Here is a 20,763-nt window from a genome sequence, read left to right as displayed (position 1 = left end):
ACGCTGTGGAGAACGAGAGCCGCTGTCCAATGCCGGCGCATCGAGAGCCGGCCAGCAGCAACAGCTGGTGGCGGAAGCCGTCGCTGCACATCAATCCATGCTCAACAGGAGGAAACGATGACCTTGCGCAAGCCGACCACCCTCAGCCGTCGCAGATTGCTGATGGCAGGCGTCGCCGTGCCGTTGTGTGCCGTTCTCACGCGCCCGGCGTCGGCGGCGGAGTTCACCTACAAGCTCGCGACGGGGCAGGACCCGACCCATCCGGTCAACGTTCGCGCAAAAGAGGCGATCGACCGCATTCGCGAGGCGACGAGCGGCCGGCTCGAGATCAACCTGTTTCCGGCCAACCAGCTCGGTTCAGACACCGATCTCCTGACGCAGGTGCGCAACGGCGGCGTCGAGTTCTTCAACCTGTCGTCCCTGATTCTCGCGACCCTGGTCCCGGCCGCAGGCATCGTCAATCTCGGCTTTCTCTTCACGAGCTATGACGCGGTCTGGAAGGCGATGGATGGCGAGCTCGGCGCCTATATCCGCGCACAAATCGCCAAGACGCCGATCATGGCGGTGTCGAGCCCATGGGACAACGGCTTCCGTCACGTCACCTCGTCGGGCCGCGAGATCAGGACACCGGAGGACCTGAAGAACTTCAAGTTGCGCGTGCCGGCCGCTCCCAATCTGACCTCGCTGTTCCAGGCCCTCGGTGCAGGACCTGCGCCGATCAATTTCAACGAAGTGTACTCGGCGCTCCAGACCAAGGTGGTCGACGGGCAGGAGAACCCGCTGCCGATCATCGCGACCGCCCGTCTCTACGAGGTGCAGAAGACCTGCTCCCTGACCGGTCATGTCTGGGACAATTATTGGATCCTCGGCAACAGGCGCGCCTTCGCGAAATTGCCGAAGGACGTGCAGGCGATCGTGACGCGCGAGTTCGATCGCTCGGCCAAGGACGAGCGCGCCGACATCGCGAAGCTGAGCGACTCGCTGCGCGCGGATCTGACCGCCAAGGGCATGCAGTTCATCGAGGTCGACCGCGGCGCGTTCCGGCAGGCGCTCGCCAAGACGAGCTTCTACGCCGACTGGAAGGGCAAGTTCGGCGAAGAGGCTTGGGCGCAGCTCGAGAAAGCGGCGGGCAAGCTGTCATGACGGCCGTCAACCATACGCCCAACATCGACGAAGGTGCCGCTGTCGCGGCACCTCAATCTGGTGTGCGCCTGTGGGCCGTCAGGGCCAACAAGCTGCTTGGTCATGTGGTTGCGATCCCGGCCGCACTCCTGGTGCTGGCCGAGATTGTCGTGCTGTCGGCCGGCATTGTCGGCCGATACGTGTTTCATGCCCCGATCATCTGGGCCGACGAGCTCGCCGGCATCCTGTTCCTGTGGCTCGCCATGCTGGGATCTGTGATCGCCTTCCAGCGCGGCGAGCACATGCGGATGACGGCCGTCATCGGCATGCTCCGCGCCGATGCGCGCGCATTCCTGGATGTCGTTGCCGCCGCGGCGTCACTGGCATTCCTGCTGCTGGTGATCCATCCCGCCTACGAATTTGCGGCCGACGAGGTGTTCGTCACGACGCCGGCGCTCGAGATCGTCAACAGCTGGCGTGCCGCGGCATTGCCCGTCGGCATCGGATTGATGCTGGTCGCGGCGGTGCTGCGGCTCGTTCGCATCGCGGGACTGCGAAGCTTGCTCGCGGCCGTGGCGCTCGTCGCCGGCGTCATCGCTGCGCTTGTGCTCGCGGCGCCGCTGCTGAAACCGCTCGGCAATCTGAACCTGCTCATCTTCTTCGTGGTCATCGTCGGCGCCATGGTGCTGGCGGCGGTGCCGATCGCGTTCGCGTTTGGCCTTGCCACCGTCGGCTATCTGACGTTGACGACGAGCACGCCTGATGTGGTCATCATCGGACGGATGGACGAAGGCATGAGCCATCTGATCCTGCTGGCCGTGCCTCTGTTCGTGTTCCTCGGCCTGCTGATCGAAATGACCGGCATGGCGCGGGCCATGGTCGGCTTTCTCGCCAGCCTGCTCGGCCACGTGCGCGGCGGCCTGCATATGTCCTGGTCGGGGCGATGTACCTGGTGTCGGGCATCTCGGGGTCGAAGGCGGCCGACATGGCGGCAGTGGCGCCGGTCTTGCTCCCCGAGATGACCAAGCGCGGCGCCAAGCCCGGCGATCTCGTCGCGCTTCTTGCGGCAACCGGAGCGCAGACCGAGACCATTCCGCCGTCGCTGGTGCTGATCACGATCGGCTCGGTCACCGGCGTGTCGATCGCGGCGCTGTTCACCGGCGGTCTGCTGCCTAGCATCGTGCTGGCGATCGGTCTCTGCTCCGTCGTCTGGTGGCGATATCGCGGCGAAGATCTGTCGCATGTGAAGCGCGCGACGGGGAGGGAGATCGGCCGCGCCTTCGTCATCGCAATTCCGGCCATGGCGCTGCCCTTCGTCATCCGCGCCGCGGTGGTCGAGGGCGTCGCGACCGCGACCGAAGTGTCGACCATCGGCATCGTCTATTCGGTTCTCACCGGGCTCCTGATCTACCGCCAGTTCTCCTGGCGCCGGCTTTATCCGATGCTGGCGGAGACCGCGTCGCTGTCCGGCGCGATCCTGCTGATCATCGGCGCCGCGACCGGAATGGCATGGGCCCTGACGCAATCGGGCTTCTCCGCATCGCTCGCCAAGTTCATGACCGCGCTACCGGGCGGAACGCCGGTCTTCCTCGGCGTGACGATCGTGGCCTTCGTCATTCTCGGCAGCGTGCTCGAAGGCATTCCGGCGATCGTGCTGTTCGGGCCGCTGTTGTTTCCGATCGCCCGCCAGGTCGGCGTGCACGAGGTGCACTATGCGATGGTCGTCGTTCTCGCGATGGGCATCGGCCTGTTCGCCCCGCCATTCGGGGTCGGCTATTATGCAGCATGCGCGATCAGCCGCATCAGTCCCGACGAAGGCATCAAGCCGATCGTCGGCTATATCGTGGCCTTGCTGATCGGCACGCTGGTGGTCGCCGCGATCCCGTGGATTTCGACCGGGTTCCTGTGATGCGGGAGATCTTGTCGGCGCGTGTCGCGGCTTGCCGCTACGGCTGCGGGGGAAAGCGGTCGAACGCCGGCAGTTCGTGCGCATGCTCCATCCAGCGAAGCCGCTCGGCGACCTGGATCTGCATCGTCGGCGGGACGGAATCGGGATCGTCATAGGTCGCGCTCTGGACGTCGATAATCCCAGGCATGCTGGCATTGACATAGAACAGGCCGGTTCCGCAGTCAGCGCAGAAGTGCCGCCGCACATGTTCCGAAGACCGGTACGCCTTGGGCTCACCCTTGGTCACCTTGACGGCATTCTCCGCGTACATCGTCCAGCCGACCACCGGCGCGCCGGCGTGAAGCCTGCAATCGCGGCAGTGGCACAGTGCGTGCACGATCATCTCGCCTTCGATCTGATAACGGATTGCGCCGCAGTGACAGCCGCCGGTGATGGTGCTCATGCGTTCCTCCCGATTGAAGGCATCGCCGATCGATAGCCCTCGAGGCTTGCTGCTTCAACGGCGCAATCGATTTGCGATTGCGTCCTACTGCCGCCTGACAGCCATGTCGAGCTTTACGGTGCCGTCGTCCGCTTCCCATATGCCGACGATCGCGTCAGGAGCGGTCGGCTCGCCATGGGCCATCGGAATGAGCGCGGTGTCAGCAGACTGAAAAGACCTGCCGAGTATGGCTAAGCGGTGTCCGGTCCAGCTCGTTCAACCTCTGCTCCCACATGAAAACACCCGCGACGGACTGCTCCGCGCGGGTGTGACGAACTCTCGATGATGCCAGTATGCCGGTGTTTTGCCCGACGTGTCAAATTTCCGAATTCTTGATGCGAGTCCGCAGCGTCGGTTTTTGGGTGGTCGGATAGCCCAACTATTTCAATGCCCCGCTACTGTGCATGGGGTTGTTTTCGCACTTTTTTGTGTTGCACCGCCGAAGCGGCCCGCTTCAACGCCGGCCGCGCGGCGCTTCGGCCTTGGCGGGCGGCTCGGTCTGCGGGGCGCAGGTCGCAGCCTGAAGCGTCGCCTGCGCCTGCTGCATCAGGCCGGGCTCGGGGGCGAGCGCCTTCATCACGATCAGGCCGGTGGTAGCAGGGGAGTCAATGATCAGCCGGTCGGCCGCGGTGACCTCCTCGTCCTCGGGCAGCTCGTTGTGCTGCGCTTCCGTCATCAGGTCGAGCTCGATCACCTTGCGGCCCGCCGAGCGGTCGTTGATGGCGTAATAGGCGATCTCGTTGCGGGTGTAGAACGACACCGAGGTGTAGGCCTGGCTCACCGGCACGGCCAGCTTGATCGGACCGCCCGACAGATCGTAGCGGCAGATCGCGAGCGCAAAGGCCGGGTCCATGAACGGCATCGGCGAGGTCTGCGGATCGGCGAGGGGCAGCTGGGTGACGGCGTTCACCTTCGTCATCGGCGTCAGCCGCGAATAGGCATCCTGGGTCGCGATCCGCGGCAGCGCCAGCACGCTGACGAGATGGACCACGAGGCCCAAAACGATGCCGGCAAGGATGGTGAACAGCAGCCGGATCATGAGCAGCCCACCGTCGTGATCGTAGGCATCGGCGCATCGCGCTGGGTACGGGTGGCAACGCCGACCGGGGTGTCATAGAGGCGCAGCATCAAGGCGTAGCGCTCGATGCCGCCGGTCGGCAGCCAGTTGCCGGCGCGCGAGCGCGAGGCGATGCGGATCTCGAACGAGCCGTCGGACTGGCGCACGATCTCCTGGCTGGTGAAGCCGTAGCGGGCAAGCGAATTGGCGACGAGATGGCCTTTGCGATCGTACAGCGTCAGCGTCCAGAACCGCGCCGGCGGTGTCACGCCGGAGACGACGACGTCACAGCGGCCGTCGAGCGCCTTCTTCTTGTCATCGGCGGTCGCGGTGAAGGCGACGCCATCGCCGGTGCCGATCGGCAGCTCGCCGTTGCGCACGATGGTGGCGCGTGAATACGGATCGACGTCGGCCGTGCCGGTGCGCGGACGGGCGGTCCAGGGGCCGATGGTCAGCGCGCCGATCTCGGTGCCGCGCGTCGTCGTCATCCAGGTCGCGCCGACGCCGACGACGGTGGCGAGCAGAAGGGCCGTCAATGTGATCAGGATCAGCCGCACGGGTTTCGATCAGTTCTTGCGCGGGGCAGAGGTGTTGGCGTTCTCTTCCGCATAATTCTGCGGGAAGGCGAGCGCATTCGTCGACGAGGCCGGCTTGGTATCGGCGGCCGCCGATTTGTTCGCAGTCTTGGCCGCATCATCAAGCAGCTTCTCGACGCGCACCAGAATGTCGGCGCCGCGCTTGGTCAGCACCGGCGGCGGACCGGGCTTGGTCTCCAGCACCTTCGGCGCCGCATTGGCCTGCGCGTTGGCGATCTGCTGCGGCGGCAGCTTCTGGCCCATGCCGATGCCGGGGATCTCCCGGACCTCGACGCCCTGATGCGCCGCGACCATGATGTCGTGCCAGGTCTGCGCCGGCAGCGAGCCGCCGGTCATGCGGTTGGTCGGCGAGTAATCGTCGTTGCCATACCACACCGCGCAGGTGAAATTGCCGGTGTAACCGACGAACCAGGCGTCGCGATACGCATTGGTGGTGCCGGTCTTGCCTGCGGTCGGAATGCCGTCCAGCGCGGCGCGGCGTGCGGTGCCTTCGCTGACGACGTGACTCATCATGCCCGCCATGTCGGCGGCGATGTTCGGCGGAATGGCCTGCTTCGGCTTCGGCCCGTCGCGATCCCAGCGCCACACGAGGTCGCCGGCGCCGGTGCGCACCTCCAGCACCGAATGCGGCGTCACCGCTTTGCCGCGGTTCGGGAAGGTCGCGTAGGCGACGGCGTGCTCCAGCACGGTGACTTCGTCCGAGCCGATCGGCAGCGACGGCGTGTCGGGCAGCGGCGCCTTGAGGCCGAAGCGGCGAGCGACTTCGACGATCTTGGCCCGGCCGATCTTGGCCGGGTTCGGCGCCTTCGGCTGCTCCTTCTGGCCGATCGCGATCGACAGTTTTACGGGCACCACGTTGATCGAGCGCGTGATCGCCTGCGTCAGCGTCACCGAGCCGGAATAGGAGTGACCATAGTTCTGCGGACACCAATTGCCGATGCAGACAGGGCCGTCGACCACGATCGAGTTCGGCGTGAAGCCGTTCAGGAGCGCAGTGGTGTAGACGTAAGGCTTGAATGAGGAGCCGGGCTGGCGATAGGCGTCGGTGGCGCGGTTGAACTGGCTGGCGCCGTAGTCGCGGCCGCCGACCATGGCGCGGATGCCGCCGTCGAGATCGGCGACCACGGTCGCCGCTTGCGTCGCGTGATAATCGCGGCCGAACTGGCGCAGCTGGTTCTCGATCGCGTCTTCGGCGGCCTTCTGCACATTGGTGTCGATCGCAAGCCGCACCACGAAGACGCGTTCGGTGTACGACTTCGGGAAAGTGTCGACCAGCTTGCGCATCTCGTCGAAGGCGTAGTCGAGATAATAGTTCGGCGAAGCCTCGTCGCGGCGGTCGACCGCGAAGGCCGGGTTGCGGCGGGCGCCGAACACCTGGCCCTCGGTCATGAAGCCGGCATCGACGAGGTTGTCGAGCACGACGTTGGCGCGCGCGCGCGCGGCCGGCAGGTTGATGTGCGGGGCGTATTTCGTCGGCGCCTTGAACAGGCCCGCGAGCATCGCCGCTTCCGCCAGCGTCACGTCGCGCGCCGATTTGTTGAAGTAGAAATGCGCAGCGCCATCGACGCCGAAGGTGCCGCCGCCCATATAGGCGCGGTCGAGATAGAGCTTGAGGATCTCGTTCTTGGTCAGGCGCCATTCCAGCCAGACCGCGAGGAAGGCTTCGTTGACCTTGCGCTCGATGGTGCGCTCGTTGCTCAAGAACAGGTTCTTGGCGAGCTGCTGGGTGATCGAGGAGCCGCCCTGGCGGACGCCGCCGGCCTGGGCATTGGTGACGAGGGCACGCGCCGTGCCGGCGATGTCGATGCCGAAATGGTCGTAGAAGCGGCGGTCCTCGGTCGCCAGCGTCGCCTTGATCAGCACGTCAGGAAAATCTTCCAGCGGGATCGAGTCGTTGTGCTTGATGCCGCGGCTGCCGATCGGGTTGCCGTAGCGGTCGAGGAAGGTCACCGCGAGGTCGGACTTCTTCAGCCAGTCCTCGTCCGCGGTCTCGCGGAAGGCGGGGATGGCGAGCGTCAGCATCACGACCAGGCCGCCGAGGCCGAGGGTCGCGGCCTCCGACAGCGGCTCGATGAACACCCAGCGCTTCCACCGGCCGACATAGAACCGGTCCATGAAGGTCGAGTAGCGCTCGTAGAGCTCACGGATGCCCTTGGCCGAGGAGAACAGCGAGGAATCGATGCGCGCATCGAGATCCAGGAAGAAATTCCGGACCTTCTGCTTCCAATGCGGTGGTATGATCTGGCGCACCTAGAACCCTTGCGGCTTGCTTCGAAAGCGTTCAAGCACCCGGCCGGGGGCGGCATCGGAACGTCTTGCGGGAATGTTGCGGCAAACCCAAGGCGCCCGGTTCGCGTCCTTCGGGGACTTGCTGTTCCTTCTAGCCGAGCAGGGCCCATAAACCAATGGCCACGCTCGCGATTTTGAACAACAGGCCTAATTGACCCCGGGACATTACGGGCCTTCCGAGGGCGTTGCTTGCACCGTCACGGCCGCTCGCTCTAGATGACTTCGCCGTAGCTCTTTCGAACCTTTGTTGAGGCGCATGACCGCAGCTCCCAAACGACCTTCAGGCCAGGAAGGATTCTTCTGGAAAACCAAGACGTTGGAACAGCTGTCGGCGGCCGAATGGGAGAGCCTGTGCGACGGCTGCGGCCGCTGCTGCCTGAACAAGCTCGAGGACGAGGACACCGGGCAGATCTATTTCACCCATATCGGCTGCAAGCTGCTGGATGGGGCGAGTTGCGCCTGCAAGGACTACCCGAATCGTTCCGACAAGGTTCCGGACTGCGTCCGCCTGACCCCGGCCAATGTCCGCACCCTGAACTGGCTGCCGCCGAGCTGCGGCTACAAGCTCGTCGCCGAAGGCCGCGACCTCTATTGGTGGCACCCGCTGGTGTCGGGCGATCCCAATACCGTGCATGAGGCCGGCGTCTCCGTGCGCGGCCGGGTCGAGGGCAGCGAGGAGGAGATCCCCGACGAGGATCTCGAGGATCACATCGTGCAATGGCCGGCCGTGCTGCCGAAACGGGCCCGTCTGAAGCGACGTCCGAAGGACTGATCCGCCGCGCGCCTCGGATCACGTGTTCGGGATGACCCTGCGGTGGGATGCACCCATGCGCCGCGGTGTCTGCCCGGGAAGGATTTTGCTGTCTACATTGGACTGCATAGAACGAATCCTTCGCGGCGTTGTGCCGCCCCACGACGTCCGATCGAGATGAACAAGTTCGACCGGCAGAGCAGTTCTGCCGACATCCAGCCGTTGCCTGACGACATTGCCGAAGAGCTGTCCCGCCTTCCGAGCGAGGTCATCAGCGTCGATGATGCGCCGTCCATCGCTCCGCCGGTGCCGCTGTCGCAGGACGAGGTCCGCACCATCGTCATCAGCCTGATGCTGACGATGTTCCTGGCAGCGCTCGACCAGACCATCGTTGCGACCGCGCTGCCGACCATCGGACGCCAGTTCCAGGACGTCTCCAGCTTGTCCTGGGTGATCACGGCCTATCTGCTCGCCTCGACTGCGGTCGCGCCGGTGTTCGGCACGCTCAGCGACATCTACGGCCGCAAGGCCATGATCATCACCTCGCTCAGCCTGTTCGTCGCGGGCTCGGTGCTGTGCGCGATCGCGCCGAACATGCCGATGCTGATTCTGGCGCGCGGCCTTCAGGGCCTCGGCGGCGGCGGCATCATGCCGGTGGTGCAGACCGTGATCTCGGACGTTGTGAGCCCACGCGAGCGCGGCCAGTACCAGGCCTATTTCTCCAGCGTCTGGATGGTCGGCGGCATCCTCGGCCCGGTCATTGGCGGCGTGTTCGCCGAGCATCTGCACTGGTCGATGATCTTCTGGATCAACCTGCCGCTCGCGGCCGCCGCGATCGCGCTGCTGCTGCCGAGGATGAAGAAGATCCCGGTGTTCCACCGCAAGCGCAAGGTCGACTGGCTCGGCGGCGTGTTGCTGATGGCCTCCGCCGTCGTCTTCATGCTGGTGCTGACCTGGGGCGGCACGCGCTATCCCTGGCTGTCGCCGACAGTGCTCGCGATGGTCGGCGGCGCGGTCGCACTCGTCGTCAGCTTCGTCTGGCACGCGCGGCGGGCGGACGAGCCGTTCCTGCCGCTGCCGCTGCTCGGCGGAAGTGTCGTACCATTTGGGCTGATGGCCGGCGGCTGTGCGCTCGGCGCGATCACGGGCCTCACGGTCCAGCTCCCGCTTTATTACGAATCCGTCTATCACCTCAGTGCCAGCGAGGCGGGCCTTGCGCTGATTCCGCTCGCGGCGGTGTCGACCTGCGGTGCGGCCATCGCCGGGCGTACGATGGCGCGGGCCAAGCACTACAAGCGCGTCGCCATCATCGGCACCTCCTGGGCCGCGCTGTGCGGCCTCGGGCTCACGTTGACGACGCTGCCGCTATGGGGCCTGCTGACGCTGATGGCCGCGTTTGCGCTCGGCCTCGGCACCACCTTTCCGGTCTGCGTGGTCTCGGTGCAGAATTCGGTCGCGCGGCCGCAGATCGGCACCATCACCGGTGCGTTGAACTTCTTCCGCTCGCTGATGTCGTCCTTCACGGTCGCGGCGTTCGCGGCCATCCTGCTGATCGCGCTCGGTGCCGATATCCCGCTCGGCGAGCATCACGCCGCCGTCAGCACGATTCCCGCCGACGACATGCGGCATGCGTTCCGCTACGTCTTCGGCGCCGCCACGGCGCTGATGACCGGAGCTGCGCTCTGCCTCATTGCGATGGAGGAGCGGGCGCTGGCCGGTCCCTCGGCGAAGCAACCCGTCGAGATGGCGGAGTAGGGCTTAGCCGCCGCCTGCATCCGCAAAACTGCTCTTCCGTGGCAGCCGGATCGTGAACTCCGTGAACGCGCCGGGCTCCGTCGCGACGTCGATCGTGCCGCCGTGCTGCTTCACCACGATATCGTGGCTCATCGATAGCCCGAGGCCCGTGCCTTCGCCGGCCGGCTTGGTGGTGAAGAACGGATTGAACATCTTCTCCCTGACCTCGTCGGGAATGCCGGTGCCGTTGTCGCGGATGCGGATCTCGATGCTGTCGCCGCGGTCGCGCGTCGCGGCGATCACCATCGGCTCGTAGTCGGCGGCGCCCTCCGCCTTGCGCTTGGTGACCGCGTGGAAGCCGTTCGAGATCAGGTTCAATAACACTCGTGTGATCTCCTGCGGAAACACTTCGGCTTGCCCGACCGCGGGATCGAGCTCGCGTTTCAGCGTTACGTCGAACCCTGCCTTCTCGGCGCGTGCGCCGTGATAGGCGAGGTTGAGGCTCTCTTCCACCAGCGCGTTGATGTCGCTCAGCCCATGCTCGCCGCCGCCTTCGCGCGAATGCAGCAGCATGTTCTTGACAATGGAATCGGCGCGGCGTCCGTGCTGCACGACCTTCTGCAGATTGTCCTTCAGAAGCCCCGTCAGCTCGTCGACCTCTGCGCGGATCTCGTCTGCGAGCTTAGCCGGCGCAAGCACCTCGTTCAGCTCGTCGGTCAGCTCGGCGGAGAGCGAGGCAAAATTGTTCACGAAGTTGAGCGGGTTCTTGATCTCATGCGCGATGCCGGCGGTGAGCTGGCCGAGCGAGGCAAGCTTCTCGGTCTGGATCAGCCGGTCCTGCGCGGCGCGCAGATCATCGAGCGATTTGGCGAGGTCCTGCGTGCGGTCCTGCACCTCGTTGAACAGGCGCGTGTTCTCGACCGCGATCACGGCCTGGTCGGCAAAGGTCTTGAGCAGGTTGATCGCCTTGTCGGGGAAATGACCGGGCTCCGGCCGCGTGACGGCGATGGTGCCGATCGCAACGCCGTCGCGCAGCATCGGCACCACGAGGATGCTGCGATAGCCTCGCGTCCGCGCCAGCTCCTTCATGGCCTCGGTGAGATCAGGTTCGCTCTGCATGTCGCTGCGGAACGCATATTGGCCGCTCCTTGCCACCCGGCTGTGAATGCCTGACGCCGACAGCGGCGTCGGGAACGAGCTGAGCAGGTCCGCATTGCCGGCCTCGTTGTCGGTGGTGAAGGCCGCCAGATGCAGCATGCGGTCGATGACGCGGGTGACGGTGGAGGAGTGCCCGCCGATCAGCGCCTTGGCGCTGTCGGAGATGGCCTGGAACACCGGCGTGACGTCGGCAGGCGAAGCCGCGATCACCTTGAGAATGTCGGCGGTCGCGGTCTGGCGTTCCAGCGCTTCCCTGGTGGCGTTGAACAGGCTGACATTCTTGATCGCGATCACTGCTTGGTCGGCGAAGGTCTGCAGCAGCCGCACGTGATGCTCGGCGAAGCAGCCGGTCGCGCGGCGTGTGGCGATGATGATGCCGATGGCTTCGCCCTCGCTCATCAGCGGCGTGAACAGCATGCTGCGATAGCCCCGGGCGCGCGCGATGTCGCGCGCGGCCGGCTCGAGCTCGGTGTCGGGCAGTTGCGCCGCGGCACCATTGGCCACGAGTTGGTAAGGCGGGAATTGTGCAAACGGCACTGGAAACGAGGCCTGGAGCACGCGATCGCCCGCGGGATCAGTCGGCGTGAATGCCGCAAGATGCGCGCCGCCGTCGACATAGCGCAGCACCGCCGTGGAGAAGCCGCCGATCAGGCGATTGGCGTTGGCAGCGATGGCCGCGAACACCGGCTGCACGTCCGAGGGCGAAGCGGCCATCACCTTGAGGATGTCGGCGGTTGCGGTCTGGCGCTCCAGCGCCTCGCGCGTCTCGTTGAACAGGTTCGCATTCTCGATCGCGATCACGGCCTGGTCGGCAAAGGTCTGGAGCAACTGCACGAGATCGGGCGCGAACGCGCCGGGCTCGGCGCGCGTGACGCTGATCATGCCGACCGGCGCGCCCCGGTTCATCAGCGGCATGAACAGCACGCTGCGGAAGCCGCGCAGCCGCGCCAGCTCCCGGTTCAGCTCTGGGACGTCGGCGGCCTCGCTGTCGGGAAACTGGATCGTCTCGCCGTCGCGCACGAGCGCAAAAGTCGGGAAGTCCGCGATCTTGCGCGGGAACGACGCCTTGAGTCCTTCGTCCGCCTCCGGGCTGGTCGGCGTGAACGCCACGAGGTGCAGCTCGTCACCGATGAACTGAAGTACGGTGGCGGAGAAGCCGCCGAGCAGGCGCTTCGAGCTGGACGCGATCGCCGCGAAGACCGGCCGAGCATCGGAGGGCGAGGCCGCGATGGTGCGCAGGATCTCGGCGCTGGCGCTCTGGCGATCACGTGCAACCGCAAGCTCGCCGCGCAGCCGTGCATTCTCGGCTGCAGCCGACTGCAATCGGCGCTCGAGTTCCTCGATTTCGTTGGAAGGGGCGGTCATTCCTAATCCGGCTTGATGCCGCGGTTTGCGCGGCACTGGGCCGGATTATCACATCTTGTGCGGCCGGAGCCAGCGCCTGCGGCCCCGTTCACGTGCCGGGCCGCGACACCTCGGTCTCCTTGCTGGTGATGAACTCCAGCAGCACCGGCACGCCTTCCTGCGTCTTCTGGATGCCGCGCTTGATCGCGGGCACGATCTCCTCCGGCCTCGTCACCCGCTCGCCATAGCCGCCGAAGGCGCGCGCCATCGCGGCGTAGTCGCCGGAGATGTCGGTCGAGCGATATTTCTCGGTCGAGACCGGCATCACCTTCAATTCGATCGCCATCGAGAAATTGTTGAGCAGGATCGACATGATCGGGATGCGCTCGCGCACCGCGGTCTCGAAATCCATGCCGGTAAAACCAATGGCCGCATCGCCCCAGACATTGATGCAGAGCTTGTCGGGCTTTGCGAGCTTGGCGCCCATCGTGAGCCCAAGGCCATAGCCGAGCTGCGTGGTCTTGCCCCAGCCGAGATAGCTGAGGGGCTCGACCGATTTCCAGAACGGCGAGAGCTGGTCGCGCGGGCTGCCGGCATCATGCGTGATGATGGTGTTGTGGATGTCGACGGTGTGCTGAAGATCCCACAGCACGCGATAGGGGTTGAGCGGCGCGCCATTGCTGGTGAGTTTCGGCATCCATTTTGCCAGCCACTCTTTGTGCGAGGCCGCAATCTCGGCCGCGACCGCCGAGGCGTCGCGATCGGATGTCACCGACTTGCCGATTTCCTCCAGCAGTGCATCGAGCACAAGACCGGCATCGCCGACGAGGCCGATCTTGGCTTCCACATCCTTGTTGAGATGGTTCGGGTCGAGCGTGGAGTGGATGATGGTCTTGCCCTTCGGCATCGCGATGCCGAAATTGGTCTCGGTGAAGGAGCAGCCGATGCCGAAGATGACGTCGGCCTCGGCCAGAAACTTCGGCACCGCGCGCGGCACCGCGAGCCCGCCCGAGCCGAGCGAGAGCGGATGCGTTTCCGGAAACGATGATTTGCCGCCGAGGCTGGTCGTGACGGGAATCGCCAGCCGTTCGGCGAGCCGCTTCAGTTGCGGCCACGCCTGCGCGTAATGCACGCCTTGGCCGGCATAGATCACCGGCCGTTTTGCGTTCACGAGCAGGTCGGCTGCTTCCTTTACGTGAACAGGGTCGGCGCCGTAGCGGGTGCGCAGCACCGGCGTGTAGTTCAGCGGCTCCGGCACCTCCTCGTTCCACATATCGGAGGGGATCTCGACGATGACAGGCCCGCCGCGGCCGTTCTTCAGCTTGGTGAAGGCGCGGCGAAAGATATTGGCGACTTCGGCGGCGAGAATGATTGGCTCGGAGGATTTCGCGAACGGCTTCATCGCCTCGCTGGAATTGAAGTTCGGCTCGATATGCGCAAGCCGGCGCTGATAGCCCATCGGCAGCACTAGCACGGGAACGGATTCGCCAAAGCACTGCGCAACGCCGCCCATCGCGTTCTCCGCGCCCGGCCCATGCTGCATGCAGAACGCGCCGATGCTGCGGCCCGACGTCACCCGCGAGATCGCATCCGCCATGTGGATGCCGACACGCTCCTGCCGCACCATCACGGGTCGGATCTCGGCTTTCGCCGCATGCTCGATCAGATGGTTGACTGGATAACCGCAGAGGATCTCGATCCCCTCACGCCGCATGATTTCTGCGATGGCGGTGCCGAGCTTCATGGCGTCTCTCTCCCTGGGCCGGCCGGTTGGTCCGGCTGATTGGAGGAGAGAGGATCAGGAAATTGGAGAGGCGTAAAGCGCAGTTGATCGCGCCTGCAGGTAGGTCAGCCATGCAGGAGGTGTACGGACCGTCATCGCAACTCTGCGGTTCGCAGTGTCGTCGCCAAATCGATCAAGCTGCCGCGCGACGAGAAGGCGTACTCACGCGATGCGCTGCTGTCGAAAGAGGCAGCTCAACGCATGCAGGCTGCCCCCAAATGCAAACTCGCTGCGGTTATCGTGCGAATTTGAAAGTAAGCGCAGATGCGGTGGGGATTCGGTTTGACAGTGTTGAAGCTTCGTAGGCACGCTTAGTTCCAACGTTGCGAAGGGACACGACGTCGTTCCCGAGATGCCTCTGCTCTGGGTGCTGCGCGACGAGCTCGGCATCACCAGTCCCAAATATGGCTGCGGCGTCGCGCAATGTGGCGCCTGCACCGTCCAGATCGACGGAATGGCGGTCCGATCCTGTCGGCGCGGAAGCGGTCCCGTGCTCGACCTGTCACATGACCTCCACCCAGGCGAACGAGCCGGCACCATCGCCGCCGCGCGCCGGCATCGACTGGCAGCTCGCTCCGGTCGATTTCATCTGGTTCGGCAAGAGCGGCGCCGAGATTTGCGCGCAGATGAAGGATCCCAAGCGGAATGGCGGTCGTGACGCTGCCGGTCTCGTCGAGCACTTGCGGCACGATGCGTCGCTGAGCGGCTTCATTCCGCGGGGCTGGGCCCCTGGAGCCGGCCGCGCGACGCCGCCGGGCATTTTCGAAGATCACGTCAAGGACATGGCCGTGTGGGGCGCCGCCGGACAACCCTGTCCGAACTGACGCGTTCGCCAGCCCCAGCAAGGCCCCGTGTGAGCGCAGACGCTTGACCCAGGTCAAGCCGGCAGCCGGTTGCGGCATGCCATGATGGCGTTGAGGGGCGAGTTGACGGCCCTCATCGTTCAATTGCTCCTAGGGACCCATGGACTTGAGCCTCGCGAGCTATCCTGACAGCCCCGTTGTCAACGGGAAACACAATGATAAGCCGCCGTGCCCTTCTCACACCGATGGCCGGCGATGCAGGGGCTGACCGCGCCCGAAGCGCAGGCACGGCTGAAGGCCGAAGGCTTCAATGAGCTGCCTCGCACGGAGCGGCGAACGATCGTGCAACTCATCCTTGAGGTGCTGCGCGAGCCCATGCTGCTGTTGCTGCTGGCGGGCGGGCTGATCTACTTCGTCCTGGGCGATCTCGGCGAAGCGCTGTTGCTCCTCGTGTTTGCATCGATCTCGATTGTCATCACCATCGTGCAGGAGGCACGCACCGAGCGCGTGCTCGAGTCGTTGCGCGATCTGACCAGCCCCCGCGCACTCGTGATCCGCGGCGGCGAACACATCCGCATTCCAGGCCGCGAGGTCGTTCGCGGTGACCTGATCATGCTCTCCGAGGGAGACCGCGTGGCGGCGGATGCTACGATCGTTCGATGCGACGATCTCCTGCTGGATGAATCGCTGCTGACGGGGGAATCCGTCCCGGTCCGCAAGCTGGCGCATTGCGCGCTCGATCAGCCGGTGGCGCCGCATGCTGGTGGCGATGACCATCCATTCGTGTTCTCCGGGACGCTGGTGGTGTGCGGAAGCGGCGTGGCTGAAGTCACGTCGACCGGAGTCCGAAGCGAGATCGGCAAGATCGGACAATCGCTGCATTCACTGTCGACGGAGGCGCCCCGCCTGAAACAGCAAACGACGCGCCTGGTGGCAATGTTTGCGATCGCCAGCGCCTTCGTGATCGCGTTGACCGTGCTCCTGTATGGACTCTATCGCGGCGGCTGGCTCGAGGGCGTGCTTGCCGGCATTGCGCTCGGCATGTCGATGCTTCCCGAGGAGTTTCCGGTCGTTCTGACGGTGTTTCTCGCCATGGGCGCTTGGCGCATCTCGCAGGCTCGCGTGCTGACGCGGCGGGCCTCGGCCATCGAATCGCTCGGAGCGGCAACCGTGCTCTGCACGGACAAGACGGGCACGCTGACCGAAAACCGCATGACTGTTGCTCGTCTGGTGCTGCCCGATGGTTCACAATACACGCCTGACATCGCGGCGCGCGCGGAGCATACGTTCGATTCATTGATTGAGACTGGCGTCCTGGCCTGCGTCCCGCAGCCGTTCGATCCCATGGAGAAGGCGCTGCATTCGCTCGGGCCGGGGACCGGCACCGGCCGACGACTTGTGCAAAGCTACGGCTTGCGTCCCGACCTGCTCGCCATGTCGAACGTGTGGCGCGGAGGCGACGGTGAATGCGTCGTCGCGGCAAAGGGCGCGCCCGAGACGATCGGCATGCTTTGCGGGATGAGCGCGGAAGAGCTGGCTGAATTGCGGGCACGTGTGGACGCCCTCGCGCGGGAAGGGCTTCGCGTGCTCGGCGTGGCGCGGGCGACTTGCGCGGAGACTGATCTTCCCGAGACGCAACGCGGCTTTTCCCTTGGCTTCTGCGGCCTGACCGGCTTTGCCGATCCGCTGCGGCCTGAGGTGAAGGGCGCCGTCGCCGAATGCCGGTCCGCTGGCATCCGTGTGGTCATGATCACTGGCGATTATCCCGCGACCGCATCTGCGATCGCGACGCGAGCGGGCCTCGATCCCGAACGCATCCTGACGGGGGCGGACGCCGAAGGCATGGCCGATGCCGAACTTGCCCAGGCGGCGCGGGGACAAGCCGTCTTCGCGCGAATTGCGCCGGCCCAGAAACTGCGCATCGTCAATGCGCTCAAGGGCGCCGGCGAAATCGTTGCCATGACCGGCGACGGCGTTAACGACGCGCCCTCGCTGAAGGCTGCCCATATTGGCGTCGCCATGGGCGGGCGCGGCACCGACGTGGCGCGCGAGGCGTCCTCGATCGTTCTGCTTGACGACGATTTCGGCTCCATCGTGAAGGCGATCCGCCTCGGCCGCCGGATCTATGACAATCTTCGCAAGGCGATGAGCTTCATCCTTGCGGTCCACGTTCCGATTGCCGGACTTGCGCTGCTGCCGTTGGTGACCGGACTGCCGCTCCTGTTCGGGCCAGTCCACATCGCATTCCTCGAAATGATCATCGATCCCGTCTGCTCCCTGGTATTCGAGGCAGAGACCGAAGAGCGCGACGTGATGCAGAGGCCGCCGCGCTCGCCGGACGAGCCGCTGCTGCCAAGGTCCCTGCTGGTCTGGTCGGCGCTGCAGGGTGCGCTCGCGTTGGCCCTGACCGGGGGCGTGATGGTGACGGCGAATGCCTACGGCATGCCGGCGAACGAGGTGCGTGCCCTGACGTTCTTCTCGCTGGTGTTGGTGATCGTGAGCCTGATCTTCGTCAACCGCTCGTTCTCGACGTCGCTTATCGAAGCCTTTACCCGGCCGAACCGGACACTGGTCATCATTGTCGTGTTCGTGACCACCGTGCTCTCCCTAAGCCTTGCGTGGCCGGCCGCCGCCGACCTATTCCGCTTTGGCCCGCTGCATTCCGACGATCTCGCCGTTACGGTGGTGGCAGCGCTTGTGTCCCTGGTGTTGCTGGAGCTATCGAAATACCCGTTGCGTCATCGCTGGCCTGTCTCAGTCCCGTAGCCCGGATTTCGCTGAGCTCCATTCGGGCCACGAGCTTGCCAGCCGCATGCCGCAGGTCGGTTTCACCAGCGGCTGACAAACCTGCTATTTGCAGTTCTTGCAAATCGTCAGCTTTCGTTGCAACGCCTCGTCTTCCTGATCGATCGACGATTGTCCGGCGAGGCCGTTCGTATCCGGATTGGACCTGGAGCCCTTTGCTGCGCGTGACCTCACGGGCGGCGTCACCCGACTTGGGGTGTCATTGTCGTCAGTGCCGACGCTGAAGCCATCGTAGTCGGCGGCCGGATTCGGCACCTGTGGAAGCCCGCCGACCACAGGTGGCGAAGCCTCTCTGCCGGATGTCGCCGGCGGAATTCTTGAATTTGTGGCGCTCCCGCGTGGCGGCAATGCATTGGGCGGGGCAAGCGAAACCGGCGGCGCGGCCGAGGTCTGTCCTCTCGCGCCGTCGCCCGACCAGACGCCGACAAACATGAGGCTGAGCGCCAACAGCGTCACGCTTCTCATCTGCATCCTTCAAGCAGCTCTGGTTCATCGTTAGACAGCATGGCTCGTCGAGCCAAGCCGCGGTTGCAGAACGAGAATCCCGTAAGCAGACATTCGAGTCAATGGAACCGCGGCGTCGCTCCACACTCTGTCATTGCGAGCGCAGCGAAGCAATCCAGAGTCTTTCCCGCCGAGGGATTCTGGATTGCTTCGCGGAGCCTGTCATCGGACCGCGCTTTGCGCGGACCCGGTGGCCCACAATGACGGAATTGGGGAGGTGGCATGCTCCGGCAAGGCCGCCGCGAGCCATGCTGAAGTCAACGCATAGGGACGTCGCCTCAGGCCAGGGCGGCCGTTACTTCAGCGACGAACTGATCGAGTTGAACTTGTTGTTGAGGAGCTGGCTGCCCGTGTTGTTCACTACGGTTACGATGGCCAGTGCAATGCCGGCGGCGATCAGGCCGTATTCGATGGCGGTGGCGCCAGTCTCATCGGCAAGGAAAGACCTAAGCAAACTCATTGCCAACTCCTCTTCATCCGAACCAATGTATGGCCGCGTCGTTTTCGAACTCGTAAATCGATCGAATAGATTTTCTGCGCGCCAAAAGAATTAAATCCGGGCGAACGCGCCTCTGTTTCATACGGTGACATTCATTAAATTAAGGTTCCCTCATCCCATCCAAATGGATCCAAATCGGCGCGCTCTCTGCGACAGCCGCAGCGTCCGCTAGGACGTGATCGCGGCGCCGGGAAGGCGGCGTTTCAACATGGCGGTGAGGCGGCCAACGAAGTCCTTTACCGCGCCCCGCTGCGAGCGCGCCCCCGTCCCCGCGGTCCGCTCGCTCTCGCGTGCGTCGTTCACGATGCTGATGTAGCTCTTTCTGACGTCCTGCTGCTGCACGGCACGCGTACCTTGGCTCGATCGGGGCTGGCACCATGCTGTGCGCAAGGACAACCGGTGCTTAATTTTGTCTCCCGTAGGAATACCCTGGTTCATGCGCAGAGCTCCGCCGTATCGGTAAACGACGGTCGCGCTTAACGGATTATTGAGCCTATTCGTCAACGGCCCGGCAAGCATGCTGCTGAAGGGGCCGACTATCGCCCTCATTCGCGCCGTCCGTCCGCATTCAGCGCCCGCAACATGGCGATGCGGGCGAACATCATCCAGCCCCCGCCGGTCTCGGCCGCATTGATCAAGGTCTCGATCGCGGTCTGCCAGTGCGCCTCGTGCTGGGCATCCTCAGGCAGCCGCATGACGTAGTCCGCCGCCTCTTGAAGCGTGAGCAGCTTGCGTTTGTTGCTCACGCGAACCGGATCGTCGAACTCCGCCGACCAGGGCATGTCAGTCCGGCCGACCGGCGAGGGGGGACATCACGGTGCGATTGTTAGGTGCGATGCGTCTAGCTGGCCTTCTTCGCCCGCGCCGGCGCGCGCACCGGCTTGTCGGCCTTCTTCGAAGCCTCCTTGGGCGCAGTCTTCGCCGCGGTGTCCTTGCCGCCCTTGCCGGCGATCGGCAGCAGCATTTCGCGTTGGCCCTCGACGCGCTTCTTCGGCTTCTTGCCCTTGACGGGCTCCTTGACGACCTTTGCCGCGGGCACCGCCTCCTTCTCGCTCGCGAGACTCTTCTTCAGCGCATCCATCAGGTTGATGACATTGCCGCCGGTCTTCGGCGCCGCCTTGGCGGTGATCGGCATGCCGCTGCGCTTCTTGTTGATGAGATCGATCAGCGCGGTTTCGTAATGATCCTCGAACAGCCCGGGCTCGAACGCGCCGGACTTCTTCTCGACGATGTGTTTTGCGAGGTCGAGCATGTCCTTAGTCAGCTTCACGTCCTGGATGTCGTCGAAATACTCGGTTTCGCTCCGCACTTCGTAGGGATAGCGCAGCAGTGTGCCCATCAACCCGCTCTCGAGCGGCTCCAGCGCGATGATGTGCTCGCGGTTGGTCAGCACCACGCGGCCGATTGCGACCTTGTCCATGCTGCGGATGGTTTCGCGGATCACCGCATAGGCGTCGTGGCCGACCTTGCCGTCGGGCACGAGGTAATAGGGACGGATCAGATAGCGGTTGTCGATATCGGCCTTCGGCACGAACTCGTCGATCTCGATCGTGTGCGTGGAGTCCAGCGCGATGTCGTCGAGTTCGTCCTTGGTGACCTCGATATAGGTGTCGGTGTCGACCTTGTAGCCCTTGACGATGTCCTCGGACGTGACCTCGTCACCGGTCTCGGCGTCGACCTTGAGGTACTTGATCCTGTGGCCGGTCTTGCGGTTGATCTGGTTGAAGGAGACCTTCTCGGTATCCGAAGTGGCCGGATAGAGCGCGACCGGACAGGTCACGAGCGACAGACGCAGAAAACCCTTCCAATTGGCGCGGGGGGCCATGGGCTACTCCAAACGCAACGGGGACAGATGACAAGGATACCATCGGGGAACAACGAATCATAGCAAGACGGGTTGCTCAATCTTGCAACTGCGTTAACCGGCC

15 protein-coding genes and 3 pseudogenes are annotated in these 20,763 nt (G+C 64.6%); 7 read left to right on the top strand and 11 right to left on the bottom strand.

Going from position 1 to position 20,763, the window contains the following annotated elements; translation table 11 throughout:
* The first annotated feature begins 117 nt into the window (after positions 1 to 117).
* Together ACNJX8_RS27795 and ACNJX8_RS27790 are read left to right on the top strand one after the other, a co-directional pair.
* Positions 118 to 1,143 (top strand): TRAP transporter substrate-binding protein, encoded by a 1,026-nt coding sequence (locus ACNJX8_RS27795; protein WP_439357434.1) that lies wholly within the window; start codon positions 118 to 120, stop codon positions 1,141 to 1,143.
* Positions 1,140 to 3,031 (top strand): annotated as a pseudogene (locus ACNJX8_RS27790) (TRAP transporter large permease). The gene ACNJX8_RS27795 and the pseudogene ACNJX8_RS27790 overlap by 4 nt, the downstream one beginning before the upstream one ends.
* 37 nt (positions 3,032 to 3,068) lie before the next feature.
* Here the strand turns inward: ACNJX8_RS27790 and ACNJX8_RS27785 are convergent.
* The 4 genes from ACNJX8_RS27785 to ACNJX8_RS27770 all read right to left on the bottom strand — a co-directional run bounded on the left by ACNJX8_RS27785 (position 3,069) and on the right by ACNJX8_RS27770 (position 7,415).
* On the bottom strand, positions 3,069 to 3,473 hold the full coding sequence (locus ACNJX8_RS27785; RefSeq protein ID WP_128934945.1) for a GFA family protein: 405 nt from the start codon (positions 3,471 to 3,473) through the stop codon (positions 3,069 to 3,071).
* A gap of 493 nt (positions 3,474 to 3,966) precedes the next feature.
* Complete coding sequence (locus tag ACNJX8_RS27780) at positions 3,967 to 4,551, bottom strand: DUF1254 domain-containing protein (RefSeq protein WP_439357433.1); 585 nt, start codon at positions 4,549 to 4,551, stop codon at positions 3,967 to 3,969.
* Positions 4,548 to 5,126 carry a DUF1214 domain-containing protein gene (locus ACNJX8_RS27775; protein WP_130214238.1) on the bottom strand — a complete coding sequence of 193 codons (579 nt, stop codon included), beginning with the start codon at positions 5,124 to 5,126 and terminating at the stop codon, positions 4,548 to 4,550. Before ACNJX8_RS27775 ends, ACNJX8_RS27780 begins: the two co-directional genes overlap by 4 nt.
* A 9-nt stretch (positions 5,127 to 5,135) precedes the next feature.
* Positions 5,136 to 7,415: a transglycosylase domain-containing protein gene (locus ACNJX8_RS27770; RefSeq protein WP_128934942.1), complete on the bottom strand. Its 2,280-nt coding sequence runs from the start codon at positions 7,413 to 7,415 to the stop codon at positions 5,136 to 5,138.
* A gap of 295 nt (positions 7,416 to 7,710) precedes the next feature.
* On the opposite strand from ACNJX8_RS27770, the gene ACNJX8_RS27765 reads away from it, so the two are divergent.
* The gene (locus ACNJX8_RS27765; protein WP_128934941.1) at positions 7,711 to 8,226 is read left to right on the top strand and encodes a YcgN family cysteine cluster protein; all 516 of its coding nucleotides are present in this window, start codon (positions 7,711 to 7,713) and stop codon (positions 8,224 to 8,226) included.
* 156 nt (positions 8,227 to 8,382) lie between these two features.
* Positions 8,383 to 9,960, top strand: a complete 1,578-nt coding sequence (locus ACNJX8_RS27760; protein ID WP_439357432.1) for an MDR family MFS transporter — start codon at positions 8,383 to 8,385, stop codon at positions 9,958 to 9,960.
* 3 nt (positions 9,961 to 9,963) lie between these two features.
* Here ACNJX8_RS27760 and ACNJX8_RS27755 read toward each other — a convergent pair whose 3' ends face one another.
* Together ACNJX8_RS27755 and ACNJX8_RS27750 are read right to left on the bottom strand one after the other, a co-directional pair.
* Complete coding sequence (locus ACNJX8_RS27755; RefSeq protein ID WP_439357431.1) at positions 9,964 to 12,462, bottom strand: GAF domain-containing protein; 2,499 nt, start codon at positions 12,460 to 12,462, stop codon at positions 9,964 to 9,966.
* An 88-nt stretch (positions 12,463 to 12,550) separates the two neighbouring features.
* Positions 12,551 to 14,191: pseudogene (locus tag ACNJX8_RS27750) on the bottom strand (thiamine pyrophosphate-requiring protein); the annotation flags it as partial.
* Positions 14,192 to 14,576: 385 nt separating this feature from the next.
* On the opposite strand from ACNJX8_RS27750, the pseudogene ACNJX8_RS27745 reads away from it, so the two are divergent.
* From ACNJX8_RS27745 to ACNJX8_RS27735, 3 genes and pseudogenes are all read left to right on the top strand, one after another.
* Positions 14,577 to 14,696: pseudogene (locus ACNJX8_RS27745) on the top strand (2Fe-2S iron-sulfur cluster-binding protein); the annotation flags it as partial.
* A gap of 34 nt (positions 14,697 to 14,730) precedes the next feature.
* A complete protein-coding gene (locus tag ACNJX8_RS27740) occupies positions 14,731 to 15,048 on the top strand; it encodes a hypothetical protein (protein WP_439362064.1) in 318 nt (105 codons plus the stop codon).
* A 234-nt stretch (positions 15,049 to 15,282) separates the two neighbouring features.
* Complete coding sequence (locus tag ACNJX8_RS27735) at positions 15,283 to 17,793, top strand: cation-translocating P-type ATPase (RefSeq protein ID WP_439361989.1); 2,511 nt, start codon at positions 15,283 to 15,285, stop codon at positions 17,791 to 17,793.
* A gap of 84 nt (positions 17,794 to 17,877) precedes the next feature.
* Here ACNJX8_RS27735 and ACNJX8_RS27730 read toward each other — a convergent pair whose 3' ends face one another.
* The 5 genes from ACNJX8_RS27730 to ACNJX8_RS27710 all read right to left on the bottom strand — a co-directional run bounded on the left by ACNJX8_RS27730 (position 17,878) and on the right by ACNJX8_RS27710 (position 20,660).
* A complete protein-coding gene (locus ACNJX8_RS27730) occupies positions 17,878 to 18,297 on the bottom strand; it encodes a hypothetical protein (protein ID WP_439357430.1) in 420 nt (139 codons plus the stop codon).
* Between the two features lie 334 nt (positions 18,298 to 18,631).
* Complete coding sequence (locus tag ACNJX8_RS27725) at positions 18,632 to 18,796, bottom strand: Flp family type IVb pilin (protein WP_091890949.1); 165 nt, start codon at positions 18,794 to 18,796, stop codon at positions 18,632 to 18,634.
* Between the two features lie 207 nt (positions 18,797 to 19,003).
* On the bottom strand, positions 19,004 to 19,273 hold the full coding sequence (locus ACNJX8_RS27720) for a hypothetical protein (protein ID WP_128946270.1): 270 nt from the start codon (positions 19,271 to 19,273) through the stop codon (positions 19,004 to 19,006).
* Positions 19,274 to 19,380: 107 nt separating this feature from the next.
* Positions 19,381 to 19,617, bottom strand: a complete 237-nt coding sequence (locus ACNJX8_RS27715; RefSeq protein ID WP_128934934.1) for a hypothetical protein — start codon at positions 19,615 to 19,617, stop codon at positions 19,381 to 19,383.
* A 59-nt stretch (positions 19,618 to 19,676) separates the two neighbouring features.
* Entirely contained in the window at positions 19,677 to 20,660 is a 984-nt protein-coding gene (locus ACNJX8_RS27710; protein WP_439357429.1) for a Ku protein, read from the bottom strand.
* Positions 20,661 to 20,763 lie beyond the last annotated feature (103 nt).

This window comes from Bradyrhizobium sp. SPXBL-04 (assembly GCF_051853035.1).
In the GTDB taxonomy this organism is placed as follows: domain Bacteria; phylum Pseudomonadota; class Alphaproteobacteria; order Rhizobiales; family Xanthobacteraceae; genus Bradyrhizobium; species Bradyrhizobium zhanjiangense.
Note: the sequence above shows the minus strand (reverse complement) of the source record. Positions and strands in the feature narration are given on the sequence as shown.